We start from the raw sequence: 23,325 nt of genomic DNA, 5'->3' as shown, positions 1-23,325 counted from the left end.
TGCGCGTCCGCACATCCTCTTCCCCCGCCGTCGTCGTCCTGGAGCTGGAGTCCTGTCTGGATGCGCCCGCAACGGAAGCTGGCGCGCCTGCTGTCCGGCCGCGCGCCAGTGGCGCCGCGCCCCCAGCCGGAGCTCGCCCCGGCACCTGCCGGCAGTGGGCGTGGCCTGCGCCTTCTCAAAGCCGTCGCGCTGGCAGCTGATGGCGTCCTCCTGGCCGTCCAGGTGAGCGCGCCGAAGCCCCCGGAGCCCACGCCAGCACCGCTCGTCGAGTACGTCCCCGCCACCGTGGGTGACGTCGTGATGACGGACATGATTGCCGACGCGTCCGCACCGCAGGCCCAGACCATCGAGCGACGTCTCAGCATGCCGAGTGAGCCCTTGGAGGGGCAGGCGCGCCCGCCATGCCAGTCGCCCGCGCGCGAGGTCAACCGCGGCTGCTGGCTTCTCCTGGGCGACGAACCGCCCTGCCCGAAGAACCCCGTCGAGCACAAGGACAGGTGCTACGCGCCGGTGCAGGGCGCGAAGAACTGGCCCGCCAGCATCCGTCGGCAACCCTGAGCAGCGCGCCCGCCGACCGGGAGAAGAAGAGGCGGTAGGTGCAGCAGTGGCTTGTGGCGAGCGGTGAATGTCCTGTCGTAGGGTCCTCGTGCCTGCCACCGTCAGCGCAGGCAAGGGGGTTCCTGTGCCAACCGACATGAGCAAGGAAGCGCTTTCGTTCCTCGAAGAGCTCTCCGAGGAAAAACGTCCGAATATTGCGGCCCGCCGCGAAGCCGCAGAGAAGCTCTTCAGGGAGATGTTGGCCCTGAATGGCCAGGGGATCCACGGCGTCACGTTTGTGGAGTCAGCCCCCGGCATCTACATCGCCCATGTCCCATGGCGACGAAGTACTCGGGCCGATGCGAGCATCAGCCTAGCAGGTGATGCAAAGGCGTTTCTCCTCGCGACCAACGACGGCGAGAGGAGAATCGAGTTGCCGTTCTCGCTAGAGGCCAAGATGTTCCTTGGCAACGAGGTTGTCGGGCCCGACGGAAAGAAGGAACGTGAATCGGCCCTGACCTCTATCGTCAAGGCGCTGGTGGACCGCTGATCCGCTGAGGCGTGACGAGCAGGACCCTCGCAGGAGTTCTGCTCGTCCGCCGCCCCGTCCAGCGCCTCACGCGGAGGCGCGTGGGGTAGGGTGCGGCGCACGACTCGGTGAGGGGGGGGCCCGTGGACGAAATCGACAGGCTGCATGCGGACGACGAGCGGCGCACGAAGCTTCGAGACGCGGTGAAGGCTCGCCTTGCCGGTGTTGAGATTGGAATCCTCTCAACGCTCGCGGAGATTGAGCAAATCCAGCAAGACATGAGGAGCGACCTGAAGGATGGGCGGTCGTCGCTCTACCTCGAAAACGAGCAGCTCATGAAGAGGATGATGGAGCATCGGGATAGGCTCATCGCCGAGCACGCCGTGCTCGAAGGGCTCCTCGACAGGCCGGTCGCGCGCTGGGTGCCGCGCGTGGCGCTGGGCGTCGGCCTCGTGTCCCTGGCGTGGCAGATCATCGCGGCACTGTGGCACCTGAAGTAGCTGCACGCGGCCCGTCCGGGAAGGAGCGGACCGCCCATGCTCCGTGACTCAAGCTACGGGTTGACGTGAGTGAAGTCCTCGTCGACGCGCTTGCCACCAATCACCGCGCCGGCGAATACCTTCGTCACTCCGCCTCGTTCTGTGTCGAGGTGGTGCTTGACGACGCCTCGCACCTCAACGGTCCCTCCGCTCGTAGTGAAGATGTGGTGGCCAACGGTGCCGTAGACGTGCGCGGTTCCGCCATTGGCCACAATGAGCGCCGCGCCAATGGAGCCGTGAAGAATGAAGACGCCACCGTTCTTGACCGTGACGTAGCCGATAGAGTCGCCGTAGAGCTCAAGCCTGTCCTCCACGACGATGTCCCCTTGGACCTTCGCATTCACAGGGATGACCGTTGGGAGCTTCGGCTCGCGGATGATGATGAGTGGCTGCGCGTAGACAACGAATGGGATTGATGCACCGTGTTCGTCATCGACTCCCTCCCCGATGGTGTACACGAACTCCCAGTCAGTCGGATTGCTCTGCACTCGCGCTGCCAGGTCCGGCTTCAAGGCAAGCCCGGCAGCAGCAACACCGGCGACGGTCCCTTGGACGCGATAGTCGAGGTTCACGAAACCATTTCGCACCCAGTACGCCATGCCGGTGGCGTTGGTTGTTGTGCCGTCGAACCGCAGGCTGCCTGTCCCCAGTTCAACAGCACCACTGCCCTGCATCGGTACGTAGCGGAGCTTCATGTAACCCCCGTGTCGCCTAAACGCTCCCCATGGGCGCAGAACGACGGGGGCGACATTACGCGGCTCTGAGCCTGGGTAAAGGGGTTGTCACAGAGGAGGACAGGGTGGAGATGCACCCCAGGCAGATGAAGTTGAGCCGGTAGCCCCCGTCTGAACCATGTCTACGGCGGGGATGAGATTCGGGTAATGCGTAAGCTCCCCGTCCTCGCGGTCGCCGTGGGTGCGGCCCGCAGCCTCGGCCTCACGCAGCCGCGCGGGCTTCATGGCCGGCGAGTACTTCCAGCGCCTCGTGCTCCGCTGCGAGGTACTCGCGGCGCGCCTCCGCCAGCCGCGTCCGTGCCGCGGGACTCCCGTCCAGCCCGCGCATCGCGCCCTGCAGCTCCAACTCCGCTTCACCCAGGCGCTGCGCCAGCGCCACTCGCTCCGTCGTCGTCATGCCGGGCGCGGAGAGCAGGAGCCGTGCCGGTCCAACGGTAGCGGAGGCGCTCCGTCTACGGCGTGCGCGTCAACGTCGCGAGCGCAGCAGCGACACTACCTGCCTTCTCAACGTCCTGGAACGACAGCCCCAGCGCCTCAAGGGCATCCGAGGCCATGGCCCACGCCAGCGATGCGGCACGTTCTGCAGGTGGGTGCCCTGTTGGCGCCTCCTGGACGAATCGCTGAACCGCAGACGCGGCCTTGGTCCGCAGCCTCTCATTCTCAGCAAGAAGCGCGAGAATGGCCGACGACGTGGCGACCGACTGGAGTCGAATGTCGGTGTCGCGCTGCTTGTGGATGTTCACGACGACGAGCTTGCCGCCTGGGCGTGACGCCGCCTCTGCTGCAGTTCGTAGTGCCGCCTTGTTCTCGTCCGACAGGTCCACGTTCCACCTCCTGGCGCGGCATCCTACGACTGCGGGGCCGCCCAGTCCTCCGGCGGCGGCCCGCGCACGTCCGTCTGGGCCTCGCGGTTGGCCTCGCGGAGCGAGTCGTCCACCAAGGCGTCCACGCGCTCGGCGTTGGGCGGAAGCTGGCCGCCGGACTCCATGGCCTCCGCGTGCAGGCTCGCCGCGGCGGCGGTGAGGTGCCGCTTCATGACGGACATCCGGGACAGGGACATGGCCACCTCCACGACGGAGGGTGCGCGTGAGCACGCGCGGCCACAACCGCAAGTTGCGGCCGGGCCCAGGCGTCACACTGCGTCCTCGGCCTCGGCGAGCGCAGCCGCGCCAGGGTCCCAGGGGCGGAGGTAGTTGGCCAGGTCCTCTTGCTCGATGGGGTTGTCCCTCTCGTTTCGGAGGGAGTCGCCGTGGATGGACTCGTGCACGTGGAGCCCACCGCCCAGCTGCGCCACGTAGAGAGGGACCTCCTCAAGCCCTGCCGCTTGTGCCGCGGCGGTGCGGTGACTCCCCGTGAGCGCGAGGAAGGCCCCGACGGCGGAAGGATGGGGCACGCCGAGCAGTGGGCGTCCCTGCCAGCCATTCTCCTCTATGGACTCACGCAAGGCGGCCAGCTTCCCGTCATCGCGGACCTCGTGCGGCGGGATGATGCTGTCGATGCGAACCATCACGACGCCCATGACGGCCTCCGGTGCGCGGTGGGAAAAGAGTACCGCTTGGAGGGTATCGGAGCGCTACCCCTCAAGAGGTAGGCCCGGCGCAGCACCGGCCGCACGCCACCTCGCGACGGCCCCCATCTTTGTTGGCTGGAGGCGGCCATTCCGGCCGGCGCGATAGACGTTCCGGTCCTGGCGGCGCGGCCCCGCCGCGTGGTTGCCCGCGCAGGCAAGGAAGCCACCGGGCAGTGGGACGAGGTGCTGCCCGCAGACGGGGCAGCGATAGGTGATTGGCGTCATGCCCAAGAGACGCCGGGCGCAGTGGTTGTTACCCGCACCCGCGTCTTGCGGCGCTACTCCGGGTATCCAGGCGGCGGAGGAGTCCAGTTCGCTGGCGGCACGTCGTAAGGGAGCCACCCGACTTCGCCACGAGCCGGCCGCCATACCTGCACGTCACGTCCTTGCGCGTCCGTCATGACCTCCAGTGGCACGCCGGTGACGTCGGCGGCGATGCGGAGCAACTCGTCCGCCGGAAGCCTCGGGCTGTCATGGCTGGGCATCCCGAAATGTCGCGTGGTGATGACGGGGCTGCTGATGCGTGTCACGAGAGGCGTCCCACGGGTCACGCCGTCGTTCCAGTCCTTTGTCAGCACCTCACGGAACCGCTGCACTTTCTGTTGTACGTCGTCCATCTGCTTCCTCCTGATGTTGTCGGCGCACGGGGAGAGCCCTGCCGTCCGGCGCCCCGGCCGGCAGGTGGTGAGGGGGTTTCGGGGGTGGAGCGGCTACGGGCTGGTGCGGGGGATCAGGGACAGCACCTGCTCGAGCGCCGCGCGCAGCACCTGCGCGGGACCCTGGGCCGCATCCACGCGGCCTACGCGCTGGCCCTGGGCTTCCAGGTACGTGAGGGCCCGTGCGTAGCCCTCGGCCGCGCTGGCCGCGACCGAGGGCGTCTCATAGGCGTCCAGGACGCGCGCAGCTCCCGCGCGTCCGAGAGCGACGCCCACCGGGCATTCCAAGAAGATGAGCAGGTCCGGCTTAAGCGCATGGGCGTTGAGGCTCATCACGCGCTCCAGTCCCACGTGCGGCCCCTGGTAGGCCAGCGACGACAGCACGTAGCGGGTGGACAGCACCACTTCGCCGCGGGCGAGCGCCGGCCGGATGACCGTCTCCGTGTGGTGCGCACGGTCAGCCGCGTACAGAAGAGCCATCACCTCCGGGGACAGGGGACGTTCCGCCAGCATGCGCCGGACCAGCATCCCCACGGGCCCGCCGGAGGGCTCCTCCGTGTTCAGCGCTCGCACGCCCCTGGCGTGCAGTTCGTCGCCAATGAGACGGGCCAGCGTTGTCTTCCCGCTGCCGTCTCCGCCTTCCAGGACGACGAAGAGTCCAGGCAGATCAGCCATGGACGACGCCTCCCTCGGACTCCCAGGCCTCGCGCTCGTGCTGGCGCGTAAGAGCCTGGGCCTCGGCCAGAAGCTCCTTGCGGATGGCGGTGGCGAGCGCGGGCATCACGTTGTCGCAGAAGCCGCGCACGTCCGGCGGGTAGTCGTAGGAGGCGAACTCGTAGGGCATCTCCAACGCGGTGTCGTGGCACCAGACAGCGAACTGGTCGATGCCAATCTCGTCGCAACCCTTCGCGTCACGCCCGCTCCAGCAGCCCAGGGCATCCGCGAGGGACTGCCACGCCTCGGCCGCCTTCTCCTTCGAGTAGGTGCCGTCGCGGCGGTAGGTGAGGATGTGCTCGCGGATGCGCTTCAGTGTCCGCACGCCATCCCACCAGTCGCGCGTCTCCAGCTTGCTGCACACGTAGTCACCCTGGCCCGCGAGCTGCGCGACGAAGGCGCGGAACTCGCGCCCCGGCGCGGTCCACCGGAACGCGTAGTTGCCCCAGTCGGATACGGTGGCAAAGAAGCCGTCGCTCCGGAGGATGACGTCCGCGAGCCAGGCGCCCTTCTCGGTGCGGAGGCGGTACTGGTAGACGAGCGGCTCAGCCACGGGACACCTCCTCCCAGGGGAGCAGCGAGAGGCGGCGAATACGCTCCTCCACCTCACGCATCGGCACGTTGCTGGAGGTCCACGCCGCCCGCTCGCGCATGTCCTCCGCCCCGAGGCGCGCGGCCTCGGTGACGACCTGGGCGAACGCGTCCCAGGCCAAGAGACTGTCCGCACCGGCCCGCGCGATCGGCACCGGCAGCTCCGGGTAGACGGCCCGGAGGACCGCAACGGCCACGCCCTGGTGCGCGGTGGTGACGTGCAGCGCGCCCCACACCTGGCGCAGCGCGTGGCGCACGGCCTCGGGGATGTACGGACTGCCGCACGCGCCGCAGCGGGCCCGGCACCAGGTGCACGTGCCCTCGCCCACGCAGGTGCAGCGCCCCAATGGGTGCAGCGCATCCGCCGCAGCCGTCGTCAGTGGCGTGGGCTCGTGGCCGACCTTGGCCAGGGAGTACTGGATGCGCTCGCTGAGCGGCATCAGCGGCGGCACCGTGGGGCGCACGTCGACCTGGGACAGCATCCGGTACGCGGGCGGAGTCGAACCATCCGGAATGGCCGAAGAGTTCGGGGAGAGCGTCGTCTCGGCGGAGAGGGCGGAGGGAGCGTCGCGAAGGACTAGCGACGTCCGTTTTTGCGCCTCCGCGCGAGCAAGGACGGCCTGTTCCAACTCCACCACCTGCGCACGGAGGGCGTCACGCTCCGCCTTGAGCTTTACGACCTCCGTCGGCGCTTTGGCCATGTCGCAGTCCAGCGTGTCGGAGATGGCCTCCACACGGTTGGCCTGCGTCTCCAGTTCCGCCGCCAACCCCGGCACCTTCGCGCCCTCCAGTGCGGCATCGCGAAGCATCCGGGCCATCAGCGTTTCGAGGGCACCCTGTGTCCTCGCGACCACTGCCCGGAACCACCGTTCCACATCCTCGGTCGCGTACGCCGCCGCGCAGGGCGACGGCTCATCCGACAGCGAGGCGGACGTCAGCGGCGCGAGCCAGGCCCATGCCTGCGCCAGCGCGGCCCGTACCTGAGCCTCGTCGGCGGGCACCTCGCCCAGCGCGATGCGGCGGACCTCCTCCAGCTCCTTCGGCATGCCGCTGACGTCCGCTGACTTCATTGGGCGCTCGCCTCCGCCAGCGCCTTCGAGGCGGCGCGGCCGCGCGGCAGCTGGACGTCCTCCACGCTGTTGGGGTTGGCGTTGTCCGCCCAGGCCGCCGGGCGCCGGTTCGTCTTCTCCAGGTTGCGCAGCTTCTGGTAATGCGCCGCGCAGTAGCCCTTCGTCCGGCTGGGCTTGCCGCAGCCCTTGATGGCGCACCCGCGCACGCCGTCGGCCTGGGCCGCCTTCGCCCTGCCGGGCTTCGCCGCCCTGGCCGCGCTCGTCGGGGGCGCTTTCACCGCAGGCGCGGGCATCGCCACGCCACCGAACTGCGCCACGGTGTCGCGCAGCATCCTCGCGGCGTCCTCCAGCCTGTTCGCCAGCTCCAGCAGGCCACCACTGCTCTTCGTCTTCGTCGTCACGTTCGTCTCGTTGTTGGGGTTGAGCGCGCCGCCGTCGTGACGGCGCGCGGGGAGAGGGCGGGCGGCCCGCGTTACGCCGCCCGCTGGCACGTCATCGGGGGGACTAGGGGACCGGAATCGGAAGCAGGTCGCCGGCCAGCATCGCGAGGCCGATGCCCACCGCCATGGCGACGTCGCGCGCCGTCACGTCGAACCCGCGCTGCTTGGCCCTGGCCGTGTACGTCGCGGTCAACTCCTGCTCACGAGCCTTGGCTGATTCATCCATCACGCGAACCATCCAGAGGCGCATCAACTCCGCGCCCCGGTTGGCTTTGACGCCGGGCGGGGGCGGCTTGTTGCAAAAGAACGCTTCCCTCGCTTGGTAGTGCTCCAAGGCCTTGGGGAAGCCCTCCAGGTCCGCCGACTTCATGCCCGGGATCTCGTTGAGCATGAGGTTCTTGACGAACATGATCCCGAACTTCGCCAAGCCGCACTGCACCTCGTCCGAGTGCAAGTCGCCGATGGACTTCACGTTGAATCGCTTCCCGTAGGCGGCGATGAGGTCCTTCAGCGACTTCTCCGAATTGGTGAAGGTGATGCCAGAGAATGGCTGACGGAGCCCGGGGATCTTCGAGTTGATGGTGAGCGGAGCGAACGGTTCAGCTACGGCTGGGAGCGACCAGCACAGCAGGACGACGAGCAGCCACTTCAGCGTCTTCATGGGGAACCTGTAGGGGAGGAAGAGGACGCGCCGGAGGGCCTCACCGGCGCGCGAGGAGGGGCGGCCCGCGGCGACTGCGCGGGCCGCTGCGTCACGGACGGCGAGCGGGGGAGGGCTACAGGGGCGTGGCCGGCGCCAGCGTGCCGTCGGAGAAGAACACCCGCCCGTCGCAGATGGTCAGCCGCGACGTGGTGTTGCCGAGCGTCGCGGCTGTCACGGTGTACGGGTCCTGCGAGGTGACGATGAGGTTGGCCCGCGCGCCCACCTTGAGGGTGCCGACGCCGCGCATGCCACGGATGGCCGGGGACGTGCGCGCCTGGGAGCGCCAGAAGGTGGCGAAGCTGATGCTCTCGCCGGGGAGGCGGTGGTTGGCGGCCTGGGCTGCCTGAGCGAACACTGGCGCCGTGGTCTGGAAGCGGTCCCCGCCGAAGCCCACCTCGAAGCCGGCCGCGTAGAAGGACCTCAGCAACTGGGCCTCCTCCGCGATGTGCTGGGGATAGAGCGCCGCGATGGCGGGGAAGAGCTCGTAGTGCGGGGTGTTCAGCGCCACACGCAGGCGCGCCTCACCCAGCTCCGCCATCAGCTCGTCGGAGATGAGCTCCGCGTGCTCAATGCTCATCACGTCGACGAATGCCGCCAGCGAGCCGCCCACCACCTTCATCCGGCGGGCGAGCTGGCCGATGGCACCCCGGCCCGTGGCGTGGACGATGAGGCGGCGGTGCTCCTTGTCGGCGAGCACCCACGCCAGGCGCTGGTCCAACTGCGCGTCCGTCAGGTTGAGGTGGCCCCAGTAGGGCGTCTCCGCGTCGTCCAGCACCAGCTGCGGGTTGGCGTAGGCCAGGGCCAGGTTGCTGTCCCCGTACTCGTCCGTGTCCGCACCGCCGTCCACATAGGCGCCGTCGGCGAACACCTTCAACGTGGTGATGCCGTTGTCATCCGCGCTGCACTGGGACACCTCGGCCATGGTCGTCGCCAGGCACGCCCCCTGGATGAACTGGGGCTCGTCCGTGTCCAGTCGCACCTGCTCGGCCTGGGCTGGCGCGTCCACGAAGTTGATGTCGGTGAGGCGGCAGTAGCCATTGGCGGCGGCGCCACGCACCAGGGCGTTCAGCTGGCCCACCTTGGCCGCATGGGGGATGAAGCTGGCCACGTACCGGTAGAAGGGAACCTGGGCGTACTCGAAGGCCTTGCCCTTGAGGCGCAGGCCCGCGTCACGAGCGAAGCGGCCACCCTCGGGGTCCGGGCTGTAGGGGTTGAAGCCCGCGGCGGCGGCCGCCGTCCAGTTGAAGAGGCTCCCGTGCCCATCCGCGTCGAAGAAGTGCACGACGAACCCGGGTGCGGTCGCCTCCAGCGCGTCCGCGATGTTAAAGCCGCGCAGCTGGGAGTAGAGCGGGAAGAGCATGACGCCCACGATGGGCAGGCGCGTGGGCATCGGTTGGCCCGCGTCCACGGCGGCCTGCTCGGCCGCGCGCACCTGAGCCGCCCGGGCCTGGACGTCGGACAGCAGCTGGCTCCAGTCCGTGTACGGCACCAGCACGCCGGGCACCGGCGTCACCAGCATCTGGGGCAGCAGCACCGCATCCCCGTGGACGTGAATGTCCGACGCGGCGTCGAGGACGGGCCGCCCCTGGACATCCATCACCGCGGTGGTGGTGCCCACGTGGCGCCGCACCTTGAACTCGGAGCCCATGGCGATGACTTCGCCCTGGGCGTTGAAGGCCCAGGAGGTGAGCGCGGCCGGCCCGTCCGGATCCGCTCGATAGCTGCCGTTGAACACCACGCGCGAGGCCACCTCGATGGGCGGCGGGACGGGAATGCGCTCGGCGAGCGCAGGGGAGGACGCGAGGCACACGAGTGCCAGCGCGGTGAGACGCGAACGGAAAGACATACGACTCCTGGGGATGGGTGCTGCGGCTGGACGGAGTGCCGATGCCGGACTCGAACCGGGAGCGCTGAGACATCCAGCGGGGGCCCACGCCCCGTCATCGGCTGGTGCTGCAGGTGCTGCTGCGGACGGAAGGGCCCGGCGAGGGCGAGTGGGGGGGGCCGCCCTCGCCGGGCAGCGCTCAACGTCAGCGCCGTGAAAGGCCCCGCGTGGCCCTATGCCGCGCGGGGTGAGGTGGAGCGCTCCGTCCAGCCAGGTGCTGTGCTGGCCACTCCACCGACAAGGCCCGGTGGCCCAATGCCACCGGGTTGCAGCCCCGCGCGCTGAGAGACCGGCCCGGGCCGCGTGTTGCGGCGTCGGAACGCGCGGTGCTGCGCAACTTCAGAAGGGGATGTCCTCGTCCGAGTGCGGCGGAGGCTCCGGCGGGCCGCCGTACGACGCATGTCGATTTCCCCCACGCTGCTGCGGCGGGGCGCTGCGGGATGGAGCAGGGGTGGGCGCGCGACGAGGCCCGGCGCCCTGCTCCATCGCGAGGATGCGCCCCTTCATCTGCGCCGCGAAGCTTCGCGCCTGGGTGGGCTCCATCTGCTGCTTGAGGGCGAGGCCGCTGCCGAGCGGGTTCACCCACCGCACCTTCGGACTCCACTTCCCCTCGTACTCCTCGTTCTCGATGACGAGGGACACGTCGTTGGACTCGATGCCCGTGAGGTCCGAGACGTCGTTGCCCTGCCAGCCACAGGCGCGGAGGGCCTTGATGGTGTGCTCAAGCGACGCATCCGTGAAGAAGCCGAACCAGGTGATGCTCTGGCCGGCGAACGGCTCGGAGCCGTCATTGCCCAGCAGGGTGAACTCGATGGCCACCTGCTCCTTGCCTCCCGACGTGAAGCCGAGAGCGCCCTGCGAGGCGCGCGCCTTGTACCGTCCATTCTCCAGTTGCATGTCAGGCCACCTCGCCCAGTCGGGCGTTCGTCCAGTCGTTGAGCTTCGCCAGCTTCACCGCGTCCCCTCCGGCCCGCTCGATGGCGGCCAGGGCGCTGCGCTTGTGCTCCTCGGAGAGTTGCTCCGCCTTCTCGCGGATGGCCGCCTCCAGCGCCTGCGGATCCGCCGGCTGGTGCGCCTCCAGGGCCGCGGTGAAGTCCGTCCACGACAGGGGTATGGACTCGGGCAGGTCGCCGCGATTCTTCGCGTCGTAGGCGGCGGTGCGCGTCGTGTAGATGAGGCGCGCGCCAGTCGAGACGCCGCGTACGCGCTTCGTGCGCGCGTCCTTCGAGGCATACGTCTCGTGATTGGCGAAGAGGACGTGCTCCGCCCATTCCTTCACCAGCCCGCTGGCCTTCGCATTCAGCTTCAGCTCGTAGCGGTCGAAGTCTTCTCCTTCCGGATTCTTGAAGGGCTTAATCCAGCAGTGAGCCAGGAGGACGATGTGCATGCCCTTCTGTCGCCGGAGCTTGTCGAGCGCGGCGAGGAAGACGCGCCATTCGTCGAGCGCCGCGCTGTAGCCCTTGCCGTACCCGTAGGACTCGATGTTCGCCTGCTCGTCGCGCTTACAAATGTGCGCCCAGAGAAGCGGCTCCGCCCAGTCGAGGGTGTCCACGACGAGCGTCCGGTAGTCGTGCTGCTGGGTGGTGAGGACGCGGACGGCGTCCAGCACCTCCTGCCAGCTTTCCGGAGACGGGAAGCGCGTGACATCCAGGTGGTCCGTGCCGTCCTCCGCGCCGAGGAAGATGGGCGCGGGCGCGTTGGCGCCGAAGGTGGACTTGCCGATGCCCTCGACGCCGTACAGCACGACGCGGAGGGGCGCGGTGCGCTTGCCGCGCACGAGCGCGTCCAGCGTCATGCGCGAAGGGGAGGGCGGCTTCGGCTGGGGCCCGCCAGGAGTCCTGGGCGGTGGGCTGCCATTACGTTGGGGTGACATGCTTCGGTCTCCTCTTTCGACCGGGGTTGAGAAACTCAGGGACTGCGCTGCTGCTGTCAGCCGTCGTGCAGGCCCCATCCGCAGATGAGGCCGTCCTTGCCGTCGATGAGCGGGGCGCCGCAGTGGCAACGGCCGTTGGGCGCGTGTTGCGCGGGCGGCGGCGGGGAGAACTCGATGCGTCCCGGCGCCGAGTTGGTGGGCGCCGCGGGCACGGGCGGTGGTGCCGGAGGCGTCGGCGGTGCGCGCCCGTGCAGCACGTCCAACTCGCGGAAGTACGCGGTGCGGTTGGCCCGGTGCCGGAGGGTTTCCGGGGAGGGCTTGCGTGACTGTCGTGGCATGCGCCCCATGCTCCGCTCCTACTCGTAACGCTCGCCCACGGCCTGCTCGGCCTGGCGCAGCAATTCCCGCAGCTCCGCCTCAACCTCGTCTTCCGGGGTGAGGCAGTCCCACTCCATGTCCCGCCAGCGGTGCCGCCCTTCGTGCTCGTACTCGCGCTCGCACAGCACCCAGCTTCTCTCCGGGTGCTCGGCGTAGGCGGGGCAGGGGGAGCGGCGTGCTTCCGACAATGCAACCTCTCAGGTTGATTGCCGTCTTCATACCAATTGAGTCTGACGTGCTACGCGGCGGCCCGCTGCGCTTCGGCCCGCAGGCGAAGGTGCCGCGCGAGCCACACCTGGCGCTCCAGCTCCGCGCGAAGGTACACCTCCGCCTCGTTGAGACGGGCGAGCTGAAGCCGCGTGCTGGTGACGCGGCGCTGGAGGCGAAGCCACCGCTCGCGCGTGACGTCGGTGCCGTCGGGCTCGCACGCCTCCTGGAGGTACTCGACGGCCTGCAACACCTCCTGCTCCTGGACCTGCTTCGCCTCCAGCTCGCGCACCTGTTGCGCGAGGCTCTTCGCGTCCAGGTCCGGAGGCGTCCACCCCTCGCGGGCGAGGACGACGAGCGCCTCGGCCAACTCGTGCAGGGGCTTCACTTCGCGCCACCCTTCAGCTGGGCCACGTCCGCCGCGAGCCGGAGCGCCACGCCCTCGACGGTGGTGTCCAGCTCCTGCCACGCGCGCAGCACCTCCGGCTCCACCTCGTGCTCGTCGAAGTAGGTGCGCAGCACTTCGCGCGGCGTCTTCGCCTTCTTCTCAGCCACGGCACTCCTCCTTCTGGGGCACCGAGTGCCCCGGATTGCAAAGCTCCTGCGCCTTCGCGCGCATCGCGGCGGCCTTCGCGCGACAGTCGGCCGCGTCGCGCTCAAGGAAGACGGCGCCCTCCGCCGAGCACCACGCCGCCCCGGCCTTCCGCTCTTTGTGCTCCGCGCGGGACTCCAGGGCCTCCGCTTCCTTCAGCAGCGCTGCCGCCTCGTCCGTCTGCGGGTGCACCTCTCCCGTCGCCATGTCGTTGGCCCTCGCGTCCTCGTGGTGGATGGGGTGGTGCGAGCGCGTGGTGGCGCCCGCGATGGTGCTACCGGCGCACTTCCAGCACGTCGGTGTGCCGGTGCGGCTCGCCCGCGGTGTCCGTGAGTGTGACGAGCGGCTTGCCCTTCCGCCGCGTCGTCTTCACTTCGCGAATCTGCCGGTCATCCACGTCTTTGCCGTCGTCCTTCCTCCGGAACCACTGGCCCTCCCGGGCCTTCGCCGCATCCATCGCTCGCATCGTCTGCCCCCACGCGCTCGTGTCCATGCTGCGGTGCTGCTCCTGCAGGCGTCTCCGGTGGCGACCACCGAACTCCCGCTCCGCGACCATTCCCCTGAGGGGCAACGTCCGTCCGCCTTGATGGAATGCAATCTAAACTAAATTAAGTTTAGTGCAAGTTTGACCTGGAGATTTGTTGTGGCTACATCTCTGCATCGTTGACCGAACTGCAACCGACGCATACGAAAGGAGGCGAGCAGTGCAGAGAACCGCCGAAAGCGAGCCCCCCATGCCGCTGTTTCCCCCGCCTGAAGAGAAGAAGAAGGGCTCCACGGTCTACCTCCCTGAGTCGATGTGGGAGGAGCTGAAGGAGATCGCTGAGGTCGAGAGCGGAACCGAGAAGAAGCGGACGATCAGCGACGTGTGTGAGCACTTCCTGCGCTGGGCCATCGCCGACTACCGCGAGAAGAAGGCGGAGCAGGGCGACGCGCTGGCTTCGACGACGCCGGAGCCTCACGAAGCGCCGCGCCGCGGACGGTCGAAGAAGTAGCCAGGAGAGACAGGGAAACGCCGTAGAGTCATGCAGCTAGAGTCCTCTCCAGGCAGGCGAGCGGGAGTGTGTGATGGGCAGCGGTGTGAATAGCCGGGGCAGTGGTACGTCTCAGCGGGCGCGCGGAGGCGGTGGTGTGGGTCCGGGAGAGCCGCGCGCCAACGAGGGCCGGCAGACCGGCCGTGTGGGGCAGTACCACCTGGGCCGGTGCATCGAGCGCCGGACGGAGCAGGGTGACGTCTACCTGGCGCGCCACGTCCAGACGGGACAGCCCGCCATTGTCGTCCGGCCGGAACTCGAGGAGTCGCAGCTTGTTCAGACGACACCGGAGGAGGTGCTGGAGCAGTTTCCCAGCGCATCCCTTGAGGTCACCTGGACGTCATCCGATTCCCCTGCGTTCCGCGCGCTCCAGGTCCGACTGCCACACGCGGCGGCTACCGCCAAGGTGCACGAGGAGTTGGTAGCTGTGAGCGAGGATCTTCCGAAGCTTCTGGACCGCGCCATGGGGGAGCCAGAGCTGCGTGAGCACCTGTTGTCACCGCCGCTCACCCGCGCACAGCGCTGGCGTGGGTTAGTGCGTCGGCACGTAAACCGATCAAAGGACGTCGCACATAGACACTGGAAGGACGCCGCGCTTGGCCTTCTCGTTGTCGCGTTCCTCAGCAACTTGGTGTGGCCGCGTGTTGACCATCAAGCGCCGGACTCGTCCAGCCAGGTGTCTTCTGCGCTGGTTGCAGTCGAACAACAGCCATCGCAGGAGCTTCTGTCTTCAGGAGTAGGCGAAGCGGCGGCGGAATCACCGGAGATTGCCACCTTCGATTCCTTCGTTCAGGCGCCAGCCCCGCTCCCGTTTGCGCGCGATCTTCCGAAGAAGCCCTTCAAGCAGCAAAAGCGACCACCTTGCCGAAAGAGCCAGAAGGAACTCAGCGGCGGCTGCTGGGTAGCTGTAAAGAAGGAGCCTCCATGTGGGGATGAGTTCTACGAAGACGGGGACACCTGCTACGTGCCCGTGCTCGTATCGGAGAGCGGTGGCGACGTGCTTCCGTCGATCTCGCAGTAGTGCTCTTGCTTTTCGGTCGCACCAGCAGTAACGATTGTTGAAGCCGTTCCGAAGTGCCCGCTGACTTGGTGGCAGTGGGTGTCCCAAAGCTTCGCCACAGAATTCGCCGGTTGGTCGTGATGGTCTGGCCGGCGATAGGGCCCTGTAACCACGTGATGGTGCTGCAGGTGTGTCCGCGGGCTCCCGCTGGTGACCACCAAGCACCAGCGGGGCCTGTTTTGGGGTCGCCATGGGATGTCGTCACACGCTGCGCTGCTTCGCCCCCTACGCTCAGGATCCACGGGTTCGGACGGTGTGTCCATGCATGGCACCTCTGTCGCTCGCGCTCCCCACGTCGAGGCTCAGCGCTCGCTTGCCGGGGGCGGTGCGCTGTCGTCGAGGCCTCGTGCTGGCGCTGAGGAGAAGCGCCCCCTCCGCGCTTCCTCCCTGAGTTGGCGTGGCAGTTGCTCTACGCGCGCGTTCCCTGGACTGGTTCTCCAGCCAGGCACCGTGCGGCCCGGGTGACAACCTTTCAGGTTGTTGCCACACTTCAAACCTAATCCTTCGTTCAGTGCCGCAGGCGGTGGGGGAAGTCGATGAACAGCGAAGTCAGCAATGGATCGATGCAGGACGCGTGGGACGTGCGGCGTGCCGCGCAGTTCCTCGCCATCAGCGAGAAGACGCTCTACCGCCTCGCCGCAGAAGGGAGCGTTCCCAGCTTCAAGGTGGGCGGCTCGCTGCGGTTTGACCCGGCGCGGCTCCTGGCTTGGCGCGAGACGCAGCAGCGGGGAGGGAAGTAGTCATGGCCTGGGCGCAAAAGCTCCCGTCTGGGAAATTTCGTATCGGCTGGGTGGGGAAGAACGGCAAGCCGCACCGTCGGGTCATCCCGGCGAGAACGCTCACGGAGGCGCGCCGCGAAGCGCACGAGGTGGAGCATCGCGCGTGGCGGGAGGAAGCCGGTCTGGAAGCGGAGCGTCGGGAGGTGCCCACCGTGGCAGCAGCCATCCGCATGAGGCTGGATGCGCTGCCGCCAGAGTTCGCCAGCAAGCGCAACCTGGAGCAGAAGCTGCGCTACGTGGCGACGGCGCTGGGAACGAAGCCCGCGGACTCCGTCACACCGGCGGACGTACTGCGGATGCTCGCGAAGCTGACGAAGCTCTCTCCTCAGTCGCGCGAGCATGTGCGGATGGCAGGGCAGGGCCTCTACTCGTTCCTGGACGAGAAGGCAGGCCTCTTCTCCGGGCCCAATCCCTTCAAGAAGGCTGGGAAGGTGCGCGTGCCGAGGCGTGAGGTGGGCTTCTACACGCCGGAGCAGGTTGCCCAGCTCTTCGCCGCGCTGAGCCCGGAGCATCGGCCGCCCGTAGCCACCAGCGTCCTGACGGGCCTGCGCAAGGGCGAGGTGCGCGTGCTGCGCAAGGAAGAGGTCCACCTCGCGGAGCGCTATCTCCTCGTGCGCCGGAGCGGACACCGCGACACCACGAAAGGTGGGCGCGAGCGGCGAGTGCCCATTCCCGAGGTGTTGGTGCCGACGCTGGAGGCGCAGATGGCGACGCCAGGCCCCTACCTCTTCCCACGGCCCGGAACGGCCAAGCCCTTCGGGCCGAGCTGGCGGATCCACGACATCATCCGCCGCGCCCTCGTGCGGGCCCGCCTGGTGCAGGCCTGGACACACGTGTGCCGTCGCAAGGGCTGCGGCTTCCGGGAGGAGCGCCCGGACGATGCCCCCTCACGGTGCCCGCAGTGCAACTTCCATCTGTGGCCCAAGGGCATTCCTCTCACGCTGCGCTTCAAGCATCTGCGCTCCACGTGGGGGACGGTGGCCTACCAGACGACGAAAGACATCCGCTTGGTGGCGGAGGTACTGGGCCACGCCGACGTGGAGACGACGCGCGCGCACTACGCGGTGGCGCTGCCCGAGCACGTTCGCGCGGGCTCCGACGCCGTGGCGGCGACGCTCGACCCGTGGCGTCCACGTGGCGTGAAGACTGAGGAAGCGCGCGTATTACCGAGGAAGGTTGAGCACCTACATGGAGGCCGAAACGTGAATAAAAACGAAGGTTTGGCAAGGCAGAGGAAAGCTGGGGAAGGTCGCGCAATCCCCACTGGCCAGTTTCCTAAACCGCAGGCCACAGGTTCGATTCCTGTCGGGGTCACTCCGCAACCCCCCGTTCCGACTGAGGATTTCGTCGGGACGGGGAAGGGCGGACGCCCAGGGGCCGGGACCCTGGGCGCGCGGTAGGAGTCCTGAGGCTCTTCCCTCGGGCGGGCCTCTGCCCGAGCTGCCCTCTCGATGTGACCAAGCGGTATTAGCGGTCGAGCCGAAGTGCCCCCTGCGTTCCAGCTTGGTCCTTCTTCGTCCGTGGCTTCGAGGCATTCTGCTTCGTGGACTCGACTTGCGTGTTCTTCAGCACGCCGGACGGCAAATCGATGAACCCGCCATCTTCCATCCTCGTCAACTGCTCAGCGATGAGTCCCGCGTCATCAGGCAAGAACCGGATCGCGGACAGCGCGGCGTAGTCCCGCCGTTCGTCGATGGCGAGCCAGCGCCGTCCCAGATCTTCGGCGGCGCGACCCGTTGTGTTCGATCCGGAAAAGATGTCTACGACGAGGTCGTTCGGCTCGGTCAGGAACTTGATGAAGAAGGTCGGCAGGTCCGCGGGGAACCGCGCTGGATGGCTCTCCCTGCCGAGCGCTTTGCACATCCGGAGATAGCCGGAGTTGCTTTCGGTGTTCGGAAACTGGAGAAGGTTCGGAGGAATTGCCCCACCGTTGTCCGTCCCGAAGCCCTTGCCAATGTCGTGACCCGAGGGGCGGTCCTTCGGCCTATAAAAGGCGTCCGGGTCCGCGATGAGCTTCTTCATGCGCTCCGAGTAGGGAGCAAGAACGTTCCGCACATCGGCTTTTGGCCAGTCGCCCTTAGAGAACCACCAGACGGTGTTGACGGAGTCCTTCACACGGATCTTCCGCTTGTTCACCCACTCGATGGGCGACGGGAGCTTCGCCGGGTTGTGCCAGAAAAACTCCTCCGCAAGCCGGTAGTTGAGGCGGTCGCAGAACTCCAGCAACACACGAAATTGGTATAGCGACCGGACCGGCCTCCCCCGCTGGTATGCGCCACCAAGATCGACCACGAGGCTTCCGGTGTCCTTCAACACGCGGTGCGCTGCCCGTCCGAACTCAACGAGCCAGTCGACGTACTCGGTCTGATCCTTATTTCCGTAGCTCTTCTCCCGCAGCAGAGCGAAGGGCGGACTCGTCACGATGAGATCGACGCATGACTCGGGGAGCTTGCCGAGTACCTCGCGGCTGTCTCCGACAAGTTGGCTTCCTCGGGCGGTTGCGTACACACGATGTTGCAGGAGTTCGTCTGGCAGCATGATCGGATCGTAGGGTCTTCCAGCCGCGTGCATACCACGGCGCTCCGACAGCAACTAGACCTAAAGTCTATGGAGGTCGAAGACTCAGCCTGCGAGCCTGCCCCGCGTGCAGTCGCAGGGACGGCGAAGATCAGCGAGGAACCAGTTCGCGGCGAACCTTCGAGCGGCGCGGCTCGCTCGTGGCATGACGCAGGAGCAGCTCGGTGAGCTTGCTGATCTTCATCCGACCTACATCAGCTCGGTAGAGCGCGCAGAGAGGAATGTCTCCATCGACACGATGGAGAAGCTTGCGCGAGCACTGGACCTGAGTCTCTCGGCTCTTCTGGCTGAGCAGTTTGACGCTGCGGGAAGTGCATGAGCCCGACCGTCGACGGGCGACCTGCCCCTTCTTCTACTTGAGTGGGCCGATGGGACTGAAGGCAGACGACAGCTTTCTACATTTTGTGACAATGGGGGCAGTAGCGACCCAGCACGCGATGCAGCGCCTTACTGCCCTTGGCTTTGAGCCTGTGGTGCTGGAGCGTGGGAGTACGTCGAACAAGATCTGGGAAACCAAGGTCAAGCGACTTCGTCTCGCAGATGTCGTGTGCGTCAAGACCGGCGTGCGATTCGAGATCCGAGCAAAGTCCGACCTTCAGGTGAAGATGAGCGACTCGCCTTCGAACCCGGAGCGAAAGTGGGATGCTCCCCTCAGGGCCGATGACCTGATCGCGTTCGTGCCGTGTGACAGCACGCCTGCCGGCATCGTTGTCCGTGGCCCACCGTCCTTCTTCCGCACTGGCGACTTGAAAGCATCCGAAGCGCGTTCGAAGCTCGGAGCACCGAAGTCGAGCCAAGAGGGGGCCGAGCGAGATCGAACATGGCCCTCGACCATCCCGAAGAAAAGCGGGACGGTGCTTTCCGTTGACTCCAAGCGTATCGTGACCACTCAGGAATCGGGCCGGAAGCAGACCTACCCACTGAAGGGCAGGACAGCTTACGTAAGGCCTGGGGATAACTTCACGGCGGGAGTGACCTTCCTCGCTGGAGTCGTGCCGCAACTCGCAGACATCACGTCTTTCACGAAGCAGCAGTGGGACCCGCTGGTCGACCTCGGATCTCCCAATCCGGTAGATCGGTATGTTGCTGCGAAGGCGATTCCATTTCGGAATGGGGCACTGAAGGTCCGTCGCCACGCCCTTGATGTGGCGCTTCAGCAGGAGACGGAGGCCCGGACGCGGCTTGAACTTGCGTCGTCTGCTGCTCGGCTTGGCTCGCAACTCGGAAGAGACGTGCTCCTCAATGCGGTGTGGAAGCCCGAGCCTGGGGCACTTGCGTACCTCGCGATGGAGGCGGTGCTGATCCTCGCGGAAATTCATGATTCGTGGGCAGCCGATACCCTTGAGGACATCGCGAAGAGTCCCCGCTTCAGTGAGAGCGAGATTCGGCAGGCAGCGATCTGGGGGCTTGGGAGAACTGGTCACAAAGCATATGACCGCATCGTCCAATTTATCTCGGACAGTGAAGACGCGGTTGTCATACATGCAATCGCCACATTTGGAGTGGATACGCCGGCGGGACCGATCCAGGAACTCGTGTCGTTGCTCGTGGCAGATCCTTCGGACCGTATCCGAGCCTCGGCGTCCGAGGCGCTTCGATGCATCGGCAGTCAAACTGTTGCCGATGCATTGGAGGCTGCTGCGTCCAGTGGCTCCTCGTGGATTCCAGCAACTCTTGGCCGACTCACCTCAGCGGTGCTCGAAGGGATCACCGATACCGCGTTGCTCGCAGCCGCAGCCCCTGTTCGCATGCTGGCTGAAGAGACAAACTGGCTCATGTCGCGTGCGACTAGCACGGAGTACCAGTTCCTACTGAAGCAGGACCGTTAATGTATTGGACGGGCTGATGCAGAGGAGCGATGGCGGGCTGGGGATGGGGTCCCATCTTCCAGCCTTACCTCTGCCCTCACTTGGGTGCGCACAGTACACAACTGATACGTAAGCAGCCGGTCTCCAGCGAGCGCAGATGAGCGCCCGCGTCCAGCAATCTCCGGGATTTAGCCGCCACCACCCGAGGACCAAGGGGCCCTTCAAGGGTTGGGAAACCGCCGCTCTATCCAACTGAGCTACGGGGTCGGAAGTGGCGGGCGTTATAGCAGGAGACTCGACGCACGCAACGGGCCTGTCGCCTGCGCGGGCGGGCTCTGTCCACCATGCGGCGGCCAGGAGGCCAGGGCGAAACCCGCCCAGGCTCGCGGGCCACCCTTGGGTTCCGGTCAGGCCCTCATCAGGAGAGAGGCGTCGTCCTCGTCACGCGGCGCCCGCGGAGTCGCGAGCGCTCGGCGCAGCATGGTTTCCGTCCATTCGAGTTCTTCTCGGGACAGCCCTGCGCCCATCCACACGAAGCCCTTCTTGTGCTCGATGACGACAGTCAGATTCCGGAAGTGATTCTCATCCGTCTCACGCAGGTCGATATCCTCGATTTGCGACGCCGGGAGCCGTGTGACCTTTCGCGGCTTCCCACTCCCGGTGCGCGAATACTCAATCCCCCGTGCGGAGGCGGTGAGGGACCACCCCCGGTTGATCTCCCGAATGACACTCCACAAGAGGAGTCCTCCCAGGGAGAGGAAGACGCAGAGGGCGATCATCGGCTCCCTGGAGACGAGATGGCGGAGGCCGAACGAGCGCACCCAGAGAAGCCCGAAGACGGTGGGCCCACCCACGGCGATGACCAGCGCGATGCCCGCCTTGATGACGGAGTGAGGCCTCCAGCCGCAGCCTGGCAGCTCCAACACCCAGCCCTGGGCGCTCTGTCGGACGCGGATCCGGCTGCCCGGGGGGAGTGAAGGGAGCGTCTGATCGCCTTCAAGCGGCACGGCCTCGAGACGGGCATCCACGGGGCGCGCATGCCCGCCGTCCACGCTCAGATCAACGCCCAGGAAACGAGAGAGGGCTTGGGCGAGCTCGAGCGCCTCTTCCCGGTCGTCACTCCCGGACACCTGCACGGTTCGGGTCGGGGACTTCAACTCGACCGAATAGAATCCCCAGTCCTTGGACGCTCCCCCCGCCTTGCCGCGCGGGGAGAGGGCGACGGACGAAAAAGAGTCGAGCGGGTGCGTGTTCGCGGAGAAGAACACGCCGACGCCGGACCACAGTCTCAAGAGCTGTGTTTCCTTGTTGAGCAGCGCCTTCCATCCAGACGTCAGTTGGTAGGCCGCCCACACGCAGGTGACGAGCGCCAGGGCCCATGCCTGCCATGCGCTCCGAAGGAAGGGCACGAAGAGCGCAACGACGGGGAAGGCGAGCGCCGCGACCAGCGCCACCGTGTATGCCCCTCTCATGAAGCGAGGCACGTCACGCTCAATGGTCAAATGAGGGCCGGCGGCAGCCCACCGATGAGATCCGCATCGCATCCAAGCGAGGCTAGGCGATGGAGGCTCGCTGGGAGAAGGGCATGGGCCGTCGATCAACAGAAACGGCCCATGCTGGCTTCTTCTGATCAGTAGCCGGTGCCGCCGCAGTGATTGTTCATGCCGTCCTCGGTGCCGTACGGGATGCCGTCCTCGCAGATCTGGCGGCTGGGCGCGTAGACGTCCTGCCAGATCATGCCTCCCGGAGAGGTAACCAGGGTGAAGGCGGAGCCGGCGAAGTTCGACGTCCAGAAGCCCATGACGTCCGGGCTGCCCTGTACGGCATCGAGCAGCTCGGAGATGTTCTTGCGCGTGTATCGCATGGGGGACTCCTTGAGAGGCGGCGAGGTTGGGAACCCTGATACTAGCGGAAGCCGCCAGCACTGCGGATGCGCTCCGCCGTGCCACCGATTGCCGCGGCACGGAGGACCGCCGCGATACACGCCGGCACGGCCCCTGCTCACTCCGCCCTGTCCTTCGCGCCCTCCCAGCGCTGGCCGGAGCTGTAGTTGAGCGGGATCCACCGGTAGCCCTTGCCCTCCGCGCTCAGCCGGCCCAGACCCGGGAAGGGCATGTGCGCGAAGCCAATCAGATCGCCGCGCTTCGCCGCTTCCGTGAAGGCTCGCGCCCGCTGCGCCGAGGCCGCGCGCTCATCGACGTCGTAGACGACCGTCACCGAGGGCTCGCGCAACTGCACCGAGCCGAAGTGCATCAGGTCTCCCCACAGCACCAGCCGCTCTCCACGGCTCTCCACGACGTAGGCGCTGTGCCCCGGCGTGTGTCCCGGCGCCGGCATGGCCCGGATTCCCGGCACGATGGCGTCCCCATCGCCGAAGGCCTTCAGCTTCCCCGCCTCCTGGTACGGTCCCACCATCGCCCGTGCCTCCTCGAAGAACTTCGGGTCCACCGTTCCCTTCGTCCGATCATCGCGACCCAGCCAGAAGCCCGCCTCTCGCGCGTGGACCCGGAGGATGGCGTTGGGGAACACCCGGCGCATCTTGGACATGAGCCCACCCGAATGGTCGGAATGGATGTGCGTCAGCAACACCACGTCGATCTGCTCAGGGCGGTAGCCCGCCGCCTGGAGGCTTTGCTGGAGCTGGCCTCCCACGCCAGGGCCGAAGAAGCTCCCCACGCCCGTATCCACGAGCACCAACGCGGTGCCGGTGTTGATGAGGAAGGCGTTGATGGACAGCTCGACCGGATCCTCCAGGTAGTCGCGCGAGAGCTGCTCCTTCACCCGCTCGGGTGTCGTGCCCGTCGCCACCTCGCTCACGGTCTGGGGGACGGTGCCGTCGGACAGCGCGGTGACCTCGAAGTCGCCGAGCATCATCCGATGGAACCCGGGGGCCTGGGTCCGGACCTGGTGGGGTGTGCCGGCGTGGACAGTGGACGAAAGCAGGGGAGCACCACTCAGCATCAGCAGGGTGAGGGCGCGAGACACAGCGAAGAAGGCACCACGAGCAGGGGTCGTTTTCATACGCGAGGAGATACGCCCCGCCGCCGCC

At 67.1% G+C, this 23,325-nt stretch carries 33 protein-coding genes; 9 read left to right on the top strand and 24 right to left on the bottom strand.

Going from position 1 to position 23,325, the window contains the following annotated elements; genetic code table 11:
• The first annotated feature begins 60 nt into the window (after positions 1 to 60).
• The 3 genes from K8612_RS16395 (at position 61) to K8612_RS16385 (ending at position 1,566) form a co-directional block, all read left to right on the top strand.
• On the top strand, positions 61 to 558 hold the full coding sequence (locus K8612_RS16395; RefSeq protein WP_223762942.1) for a hypothetical protein: 498 nt from the start codon (positions 61 to 63) through the stop codon (positions 556 to 558).
• A 136-nt stretch (positions 559 to 694) separates the two neighbouring features.
• Positions 695 to 1,087 carry a hypothetical protein gene (locus K8612_RS16390; protein WP_223762941.1) on the top strand — a complete coding sequence of 131 codons (393 nt, stop codon included), beginning with the start codon at positions 695 to 697 and terminating at the stop codon, positions 1,085 to 1,087.
• A 122-nt stretch (positions 1,088 to 1,209) separates the two neighbouring features.
• On the top strand, positions 1,210 to 1,566 hold the full coding sequence (locus K8612_RS16385) for a hypothetical protein (RefSeq protein ID WP_223762940.1): 357 nt from the start codon (positions 1,210 to 1,212) through the stop codon (positions 1,564 to 1,566).
• A 53-nt stretch (positions 1,567 to 1,619) separates the two neighbouring features.
• Here K8612_RS16385 and K8612_RS16380 read toward each other — a convergent pair whose 3' ends face one another.
• From K8612_RS16380 to K8612_RS16285, 20 genes are all read right to left on the bottom strand, one after another.
• Positions 1,620 to 2,300, bottom strand: a complete 681-nt coding sequence (locus tag K8612_RS16380; RefSeq protein ID WP_223762939.1) for a hypothetical protein — start codon at positions 2,298 to 2,300, stop codon at positions 1,620 to 1,622.
• A gap of 241 nt (positions 2,301 to 2,541) precedes the next feature.
• A complete protein-coding gene (locus tag K8612_RS16375; RefSeq protein ID WP_223762938.1) occupies positions 2,542 to 2,736 on the bottom strand; it encodes a hypothetical protein in 195 nt (64 codons plus the stop codon).
• Positions 2,737 to 2,791: 55 nt separating this feature from the next.
• Entirely contained in the window at positions 2,792 to 3,163 is a 372-nt protein-coding gene (locus K8612_RS16370) for a universal stress protein (protein WP_223762937.1), read from the bottom strand.
• A 23-nt stretch (positions 3,164 to 3,186) separates the two neighbouring features.
• Positions 3,187 to 3,399, bottom strand: a complete 213-nt coding sequence (locus K8612_RS16365) for a hypothetical protein (protein WP_223762936.1) — start codon at positions 3,397 to 3,399, stop codon at positions 3,187 to 3,189.
• A 72-nt stretch (positions 3,400 to 3,471) separates the two neighbouring features.
• A complete protein-coding gene (locus K8612_RS16360; RefSeq protein WP_223762935.1) occupies positions 3,472 to 3,858 on the bottom strand; it encodes a ParB/RepB/Spo0J family partition protein in 387 nt (128 codons plus the stop codon).
• Between the two features lie 329 nt (positions 3,859 to 4,187).
• Positions 4,188 to 4,526 carry a hypothetical protein gene (locus K8612_RS16355; protein WP_223762934.1) on the bottom strand — a complete coding sequence of 113 codons (339 nt, stop codon included), beginning with the start codon at positions 4,524 to 4,526 and terminating at the stop codon, positions 4,188 to 4,190.
• A 93-nt stretch (positions 4,527 to 4,619) separates the two neighbouring features.
• Complete coding sequence (tmk, locus tag K8612_RS16350; protein WP_223762933.1) at positions 4,620 to 5,240, bottom strand: dTMP kinase; 621 nt, start codon at positions 5,238 to 5,240, stop codon at positions 4,620 to 4,622.
• Positions 5,233 to 5,832, bottom strand: coding sequence for a hypothetical protein (locus tag K8612_RS16345; RefSeq protein ID WP_223762932.1), 600 nt, complete (start codon positions 5,830 to 5,832; stop codon positions 5,233 to 5,235). Before K8612_RS16345 ends, tmk begins: the two co-directional genes overlap by 8 nt.
• Positions 5,825 to 6,940: a hypothetical protein gene (locus K8612_RS16340; RefSeq protein WP_223762931.1), complete on the bottom strand. Its 1,116-nt coding sequence runs from the start codon at positions 6,938 to 6,940 to the stop codon at positions 5,825 to 5,827. Before K8612_RS16340 ends, K8612_RS16345 begins: the two co-directional genes overlap by 8 nt.
• Entirely contained in the window at positions 6,937 to 7,341 is a 405-nt protein-coding gene (locus K8612_RS39565) for a cell wall protein (protein WP_373692109.1), read from the bottom strand. The genes K8612_RS16340 and K8612_RS39565 overlap by 4 nt, the downstream gene beginning before the upstream one ends.
• A 103-nt stretch (positions 7,342 to 7,444) precedes the next feature.
• A complete protein-coding gene (locus K8612_RS16330) occupies positions 7,445 to 8,041 on the bottom strand; it encodes a hypothetical protein (RefSeq protein ID WP_223762930.1) in 597 nt (198 codons plus the stop codon).
• Between the two features lie 115 nt (positions 8,042 to 8,156).
• Positions 8,157 to 9,929, bottom strand: coding sequence for an amidohydrolase family protein (locus K8612_RS16325; protein WP_223762929.1), 1,773 nt, complete (start codon positions 9,927 to 9,929; stop codon positions 8,157 to 8,159).
• Positions 9,930 to 10,307: 378 nt separating this feature from the next.
• Positions 10,308 to 10,865, bottom strand: a complete 558-nt coding sequence (locus tag K8612_RS16320) for a hypothetical protein (protein WP_223762928.1) — start codon at positions 10,863 to 10,865, stop codon at positions 10,308 to 10,310.
• Between the two features lies 1 nt (position 10,866).
• Positions 10,867 to 11,841, bottom strand: coding sequence for an ATP-binding protein (locus tag K8612_RS16315; RefSeq protein ID WP_223762927.1), 975 nt, complete (start codon positions 11,839 to 11,841; stop codon positions 10,867 to 10,869).
• Between the two features lie 56 nt (positions 11,842 to 11,897).
• Positions 11,898 to 12,179, bottom strand: a complete 282-nt coding sequence (locus K8612_RS16310; protein WP_223762926.1) for a hypothetical protein — start codon at positions 12,177 to 12,179, stop codon at positions 11,898 to 11,900.
• Positions 12,180 to 12,197: 18 nt separating this feature from the next.
• Complete coding sequence (locus K8612_RS16305) at positions 12,198 to 12,407, bottom strand: hypothetical protein (RefSeq protein ID WP_223762925.1); 210 nt, start codon at positions 12,405 to 12,407, stop codon at positions 12,198 to 12,200.
• Between the two features lie 50 nt (positions 12,408 to 12,457).
• On the bottom strand, positions 12,458 to 12,814 hold the full coding sequence (locus K8612_RS16300) for a hypothetical protein (protein ID WP_223762924.1): 357 nt from the start codon (positions 12,812 to 12,814) through the stop codon (positions 12,458 to 12,460).
• The gene (locus K8612_RS16295) at positions 12,811 to 12,981 is read right to left on the bottom strand and encodes a hypothetical protein (protein ID WP_223762923.1); all 171 of its coding nucleotides are present in this window, start codon (positions 12,979 to 12,981) and stop codon (positions 12,811 to 12,813) included. Before K8612_RS16295 ends, K8612_RS16300 begins: the two co-directional genes overlap by 4 nt.
• Complete coding sequence (locus tag K8612_RS16290; protein WP_223762922.1) at positions 12,974 to 13,225, bottom strand: hypothetical protein; 252 nt, start codon at positions 13,223 to 13,225, stop codon at positions 12,974 to 12,976. The genes K8612_RS16295 and K8612_RS16290 overlap by 8 nt, the downstream gene beginning before the upstream one ends.
• Positions 13,226 to 13,292: 67 nt before the next feature.
• Positions 13,293 to 13,511 (bottom strand): hypothetical protein, encoded by a 219-nt coding sequence (locus K8612_RS16285; RefSeq protein ID WP_223762921.1) that lies wholly within the window; start codon positions 13,509 to 13,511, stop codon positions 13,293 to 13,295.
• A gap of 241 nt (positions 13,512 to 13,752) precedes the next feature.
• Here K8612_RS16285 and K8612_RS16280 point away from each other — a divergent pair, with 241 nt between their 5' ends.
• The 4 genes from K8612_RS16280 (at position 13,753) to K8612_RS16265 (ending at position 17,291) form a co-directional block, all read left to right on the top strand.
• Positions 13,753 to 14,013: a hypothetical protein gene (locus tag K8612_RS16280; protein WP_223762920.1), complete on the top strand. Its 261-nt coding sequence runs from the start codon at positions 13,753 to 13,755 to the stop codon at positions 14,011 to 14,013.
• 136 nt (positions 14,014 to 14,149) lie between these two features.
• Positions 14,150 to 15,073: a hypothetical protein gene (locus K8612_RS16275; RefSeq protein WP_223762919.1), complete on the top strand. Its 924-nt coding sequence runs from the start codon at positions 14,150 to 14,152 to the stop codon at positions 15,071 to 15,073.
• Between the two features lie 575 nt (positions 15,074 to 15,648).
• Complete coding sequence (locus tag K8612_RS16270; protein ID WP_223762918.1) at positions 15,649 to 15,852, top strand: helix-turn-helix domain-containing protein; 204 nt, start codon at positions 15,649 to 15,651, stop codon at positions 15,850 to 15,852.
• Positions 15,853 to 15,854: 2 nt separating this feature from the next.
• The gene (locus K8612_RS16265) at positions 15,855 to 17,291 is read left to right on the top strand and encodes a tyrosine-type recombinase/integrase (RefSeq protein WP_223762917.1); all 1,437 of its coding nucleotides are present in this window, start codon (positions 15,855 to 15,857) and stop codon (positions 17,289 to 17,291) included.
• Between the two features lie 67 nt (positions 17,292 to 17,358).
• Here K8612_RS16265 and K8612_RS16260 read toward each other — a convergent pair whose 3' ends face one another.
• Positions 17,359 to 18,429, bottom strand: a complete 1,071-nt coding sequence (locus K8612_RS16260; protein ID WP_223762916.1) for a site-specific DNA-methyltransferase — start codon at positions 18,427 to 18,429, stop codon at positions 17,359 to 17,361.
• Positions 18,430 to 18,613: 184 nt separating this feature from the next.
• On the opposite strand from K8612_RS16260, the gene K8612_RS16255 reads away from it, so the two are divergent.
• Together K8612_RS16255 and K8612_RS16250 are read left to right on the top strand one after the other, a co-directional pair.
• Positions 18,614 to 18,787, top strand: a complete 174-nt coding sequence (locus tag K8612_RS16255; protein WP_223762915.1) for a helix-turn-helix transcriptional regulator — start codon at positions 18,614 to 18,616, stop codon at positions 18,785 to 18,787.
• Positions 18,788 to 18,836: 49 nt separating this feature from the next.
• Positions 18,837 to 20,297, top strand: a complete 1,461-nt coding sequence (locus tag K8612_RS16250; protein ID WP_223762914.1) for a HEAT repeat domain-containing protein — start codon at positions 18,837 to 18,839, stop codon at positions 20,295 to 20,297.
• A 386-nt stretch (positions 20,298 to 20,683) separates the two neighbouring features.
• Here K8612_RS16250 and K8612_RS16245 read toward each other — a convergent pair whose 3' ends face one another.
• The 3 genes from K8612_RS16245 to K8612_RS16235 all read right to left on the bottom strand — a co-directional run bounded on the left by K8612_RS16245 (position 20,684) and on the right by K8612_RS16235 (position 23,150).
• Entirely contained in the window at positions 20,684 to 21,730 is a 1,047-nt protein-coding gene (locus tag K8612_RS16245) for a hypothetical protein (protein WP_223762913.1), read from the bottom strand.
• Between the two features lie 176 nt (positions 21,731 to 21,906).
• A complete protein-coding gene (locus K8612_RS16240; protein WP_223738075.1) occupies positions 21,907 to 22,140 on the bottom strand; it encodes a hypothetical protein in 234 nt (77 codons plus the stop codon).
• A 137-nt stretch (positions 22,141 to 22,277) separates the two neighbouring features.
• Complete coding sequence (locus K8612_RS16235) at positions 22,278 to 23,150, bottom strand: MBL fold metallo-hydrolase (RefSeq protein ID WP_223762912.1); 873 nt, start codon at positions 23,148 to 23,150, stop codon at positions 22,278 to 22,280.
• Positions 23,151 to 23,325: the final 175 nt, after the last annotated feature.

The sequence above is a fragment of the Corallococcus sp. AS-1-6 genome, from assembly GCF_020037015.1.
Classification (GTDB): domain Bacteria; phylum Myxococcota; class Myxococcia; order Myxococcales; family Myxococcaceae; genus Corallococcus.
Note: the sequence above shows the minus strand (reverse complement) of the source record. Positions and strands in the feature narration are given on the sequence as shown.

What these genes read in the sequence shown, in the direction of transcription:
- K8612_RS16395 (WP_223762942.1), top strand. Translation starts at nt 61, where the DNA reads ATGCGCCCGCAACGGAAGCTGGCGCGCCTGCTGTCCGGCCGCGCGCCA.
- K8612_RS16390 (WP_223762941.1), top strand. Translation starts at nt 695, where the DNA reads ATGAGCAAGGAAGCGCTTTCGTTCCTCGAAGAGCTCTCCGAGGAAAAA.
- K8612_RS16380 (WP_223762939.1), bottom strand. Translation starts at nt 2,300, where the DNA reads ATGAAGCTCCGCTACGTACCGATGCAGGGCAGTGGTGCTGTTGAACTG.
- K8612_RS16375 (WP_223762938.1), bottom strand. Translation starts at nt 2,736, where the DNA reads ATGACGACGACGGAGCGAGTGGCGCTGGCGCAGCGCCTGGGTGAAGCG.
- K8612_RS16365 (WP_223762936.1), bottom strand. Translation starts at nt 3,399, where the DNA reads ATGTCCCTGTCCCGGATGTCCGTCATGAAGCGGCACCTCACCGCCGCC.
- K8612_RS16360 (WP_223762935.1), bottom strand. Translation starts at nt 3,858, where the DNA reads ATGGGCGTCGTGATGGTTCGCATCGACAGCATCATCCCGCCGCACGAG.
- K8612_RS16355 (WP_223762934.1), bottom strand. Translation starts at nt 4,526, where the DNA reads ATGGACGACGTACAACAGAAAGTGCAGCGGTTCCGTGAGGTGCTGACA.
- tmk (WP_223762933.1), bottom strand. Translation starts at nt 5,240, where the DNA reads ATGGCTGATCTGCCTGGACTCTTCGTCGTCCTGGAAGGCGGAGACGGC.
- K8612_RS16340 (WP_223762931.1), bottom strand. Translation starts at nt 6,940, where the DNA reads ATGAAGTCAGCGGACGTCAGCGGCATGCCGAAGGAGCTGGAGGAGGTC.
- K8612_RS16330 (WP_223762930.1), bottom strand. Translation starts at nt 8,041, where the DNA reads ATGAAGACGCTGAAGTGGCTGCTCGTCGTCCTGCTGTGCTGGTCGCTC.
- K8612_RS16325 (WP_223762929.1), bottom strand. Translation starts at nt 9,929, where the DNA reads ATGTCTTTCCGTTCGCGTCTCACCGCGCTGGCACTCGTGTGCCTCGCG.
- K8612_RS16320 (WP_223762928.1), bottom strand. Translation starts at nt 10,865, where the DNA reads ATGCAACTGGAGAATGGACGGTACAAGGCGCGCGCCTCGCAGGGCGCT.
- K8612_RS16315 (WP_223762927.1), bottom strand. Translation starts at nt 11,841, where the DNA reads ATGTCACCCCAACGTAATGGCAGCCCACCGCCCAGGACTCCTGGCGGG.
- K8612_RS16310 (WP_223762926.1), bottom strand. Translation starts at nt 12,179, where the DNA reads ATGCCACGACAGTCACGCAAGCCCTCCCCGGAAACCCTCCGGCACCGG.
- K8612_RS16290 (WP_223762922.1), bottom strand. Translation starts at nt 13,225, where the DNA reads ATGGCGACGGGAGAGGTGCACCCGCAGACGGACGAGGCGGCAGCGCTG.
- K8612_RS16285 (WP_223762921.1), bottom strand. Translation starts at nt 13,511, where the DNA reads ATGGACACGAGCGCGTGGGGGCAGACGATGCGAGCGATGGATGCGGCG.
- K8612_RS16280 (WP_223762920.1), top strand. Translation starts at nt 13,753, where the DNA reads ATGCCGCTGTTTCCCCCGCCTGAAGAGAAGAAGAAGGGCTCCACGGTC.
- K8612_RS16270 (WP_223762918.1), top strand. Translation starts at nt 15,649, where the DNA reads ATGAACAGCGAAGTCAGCAATGGATCGATGCAGGACGCGTGGGACGTG.
- K8612_RS16265 (WP_223762917.1), top strand. Translation starts at nt 15,855, where the DNA reads ATGGCCTGGGCGCAAAAGCTCCCGTCTGGGAAATTTCGTATCGGCTGG.
- K8612_RS16260 (WP_223762916.1), bottom strand. Translation starts at nt 18,429, where the DNA reads ATGCTGCCAGACGAACTCCTGCAACATCGTGTGTACGCAACCGCCCGA.
- K8612_RS16255 (WP_223762915.1), top strand. Translation starts at nt 18,614, where the DNA reads ATGACGCAGGAGCAGCTCGGTGAGCTTGCTGATCTTCATCCGACCTAC.
- K8612_RS16250 (WP_223762914.1), top strand. Translation starts at nt 18,837, where the DNA reads ATGGGACTGAAGGCAGACGACAGCTTTCTACATTTTGTGACAATGGGG.
- K8612_RS16240 (WP_223738075.1), bottom strand. Translation starts at nt 22,140, where the DNA reads ATGCGATACACGCGCAAGAACATCTCCGAGCTGCTCGATGCCGTACAG.
- K8612_RS16235 (WP_223762912.1), bottom strand. Translation starts at nt 23,150, where the DNA reads ATGATGCTCGGCGACTTCGAGGTCACCGCGCTGTCCGACGGCACCGTC.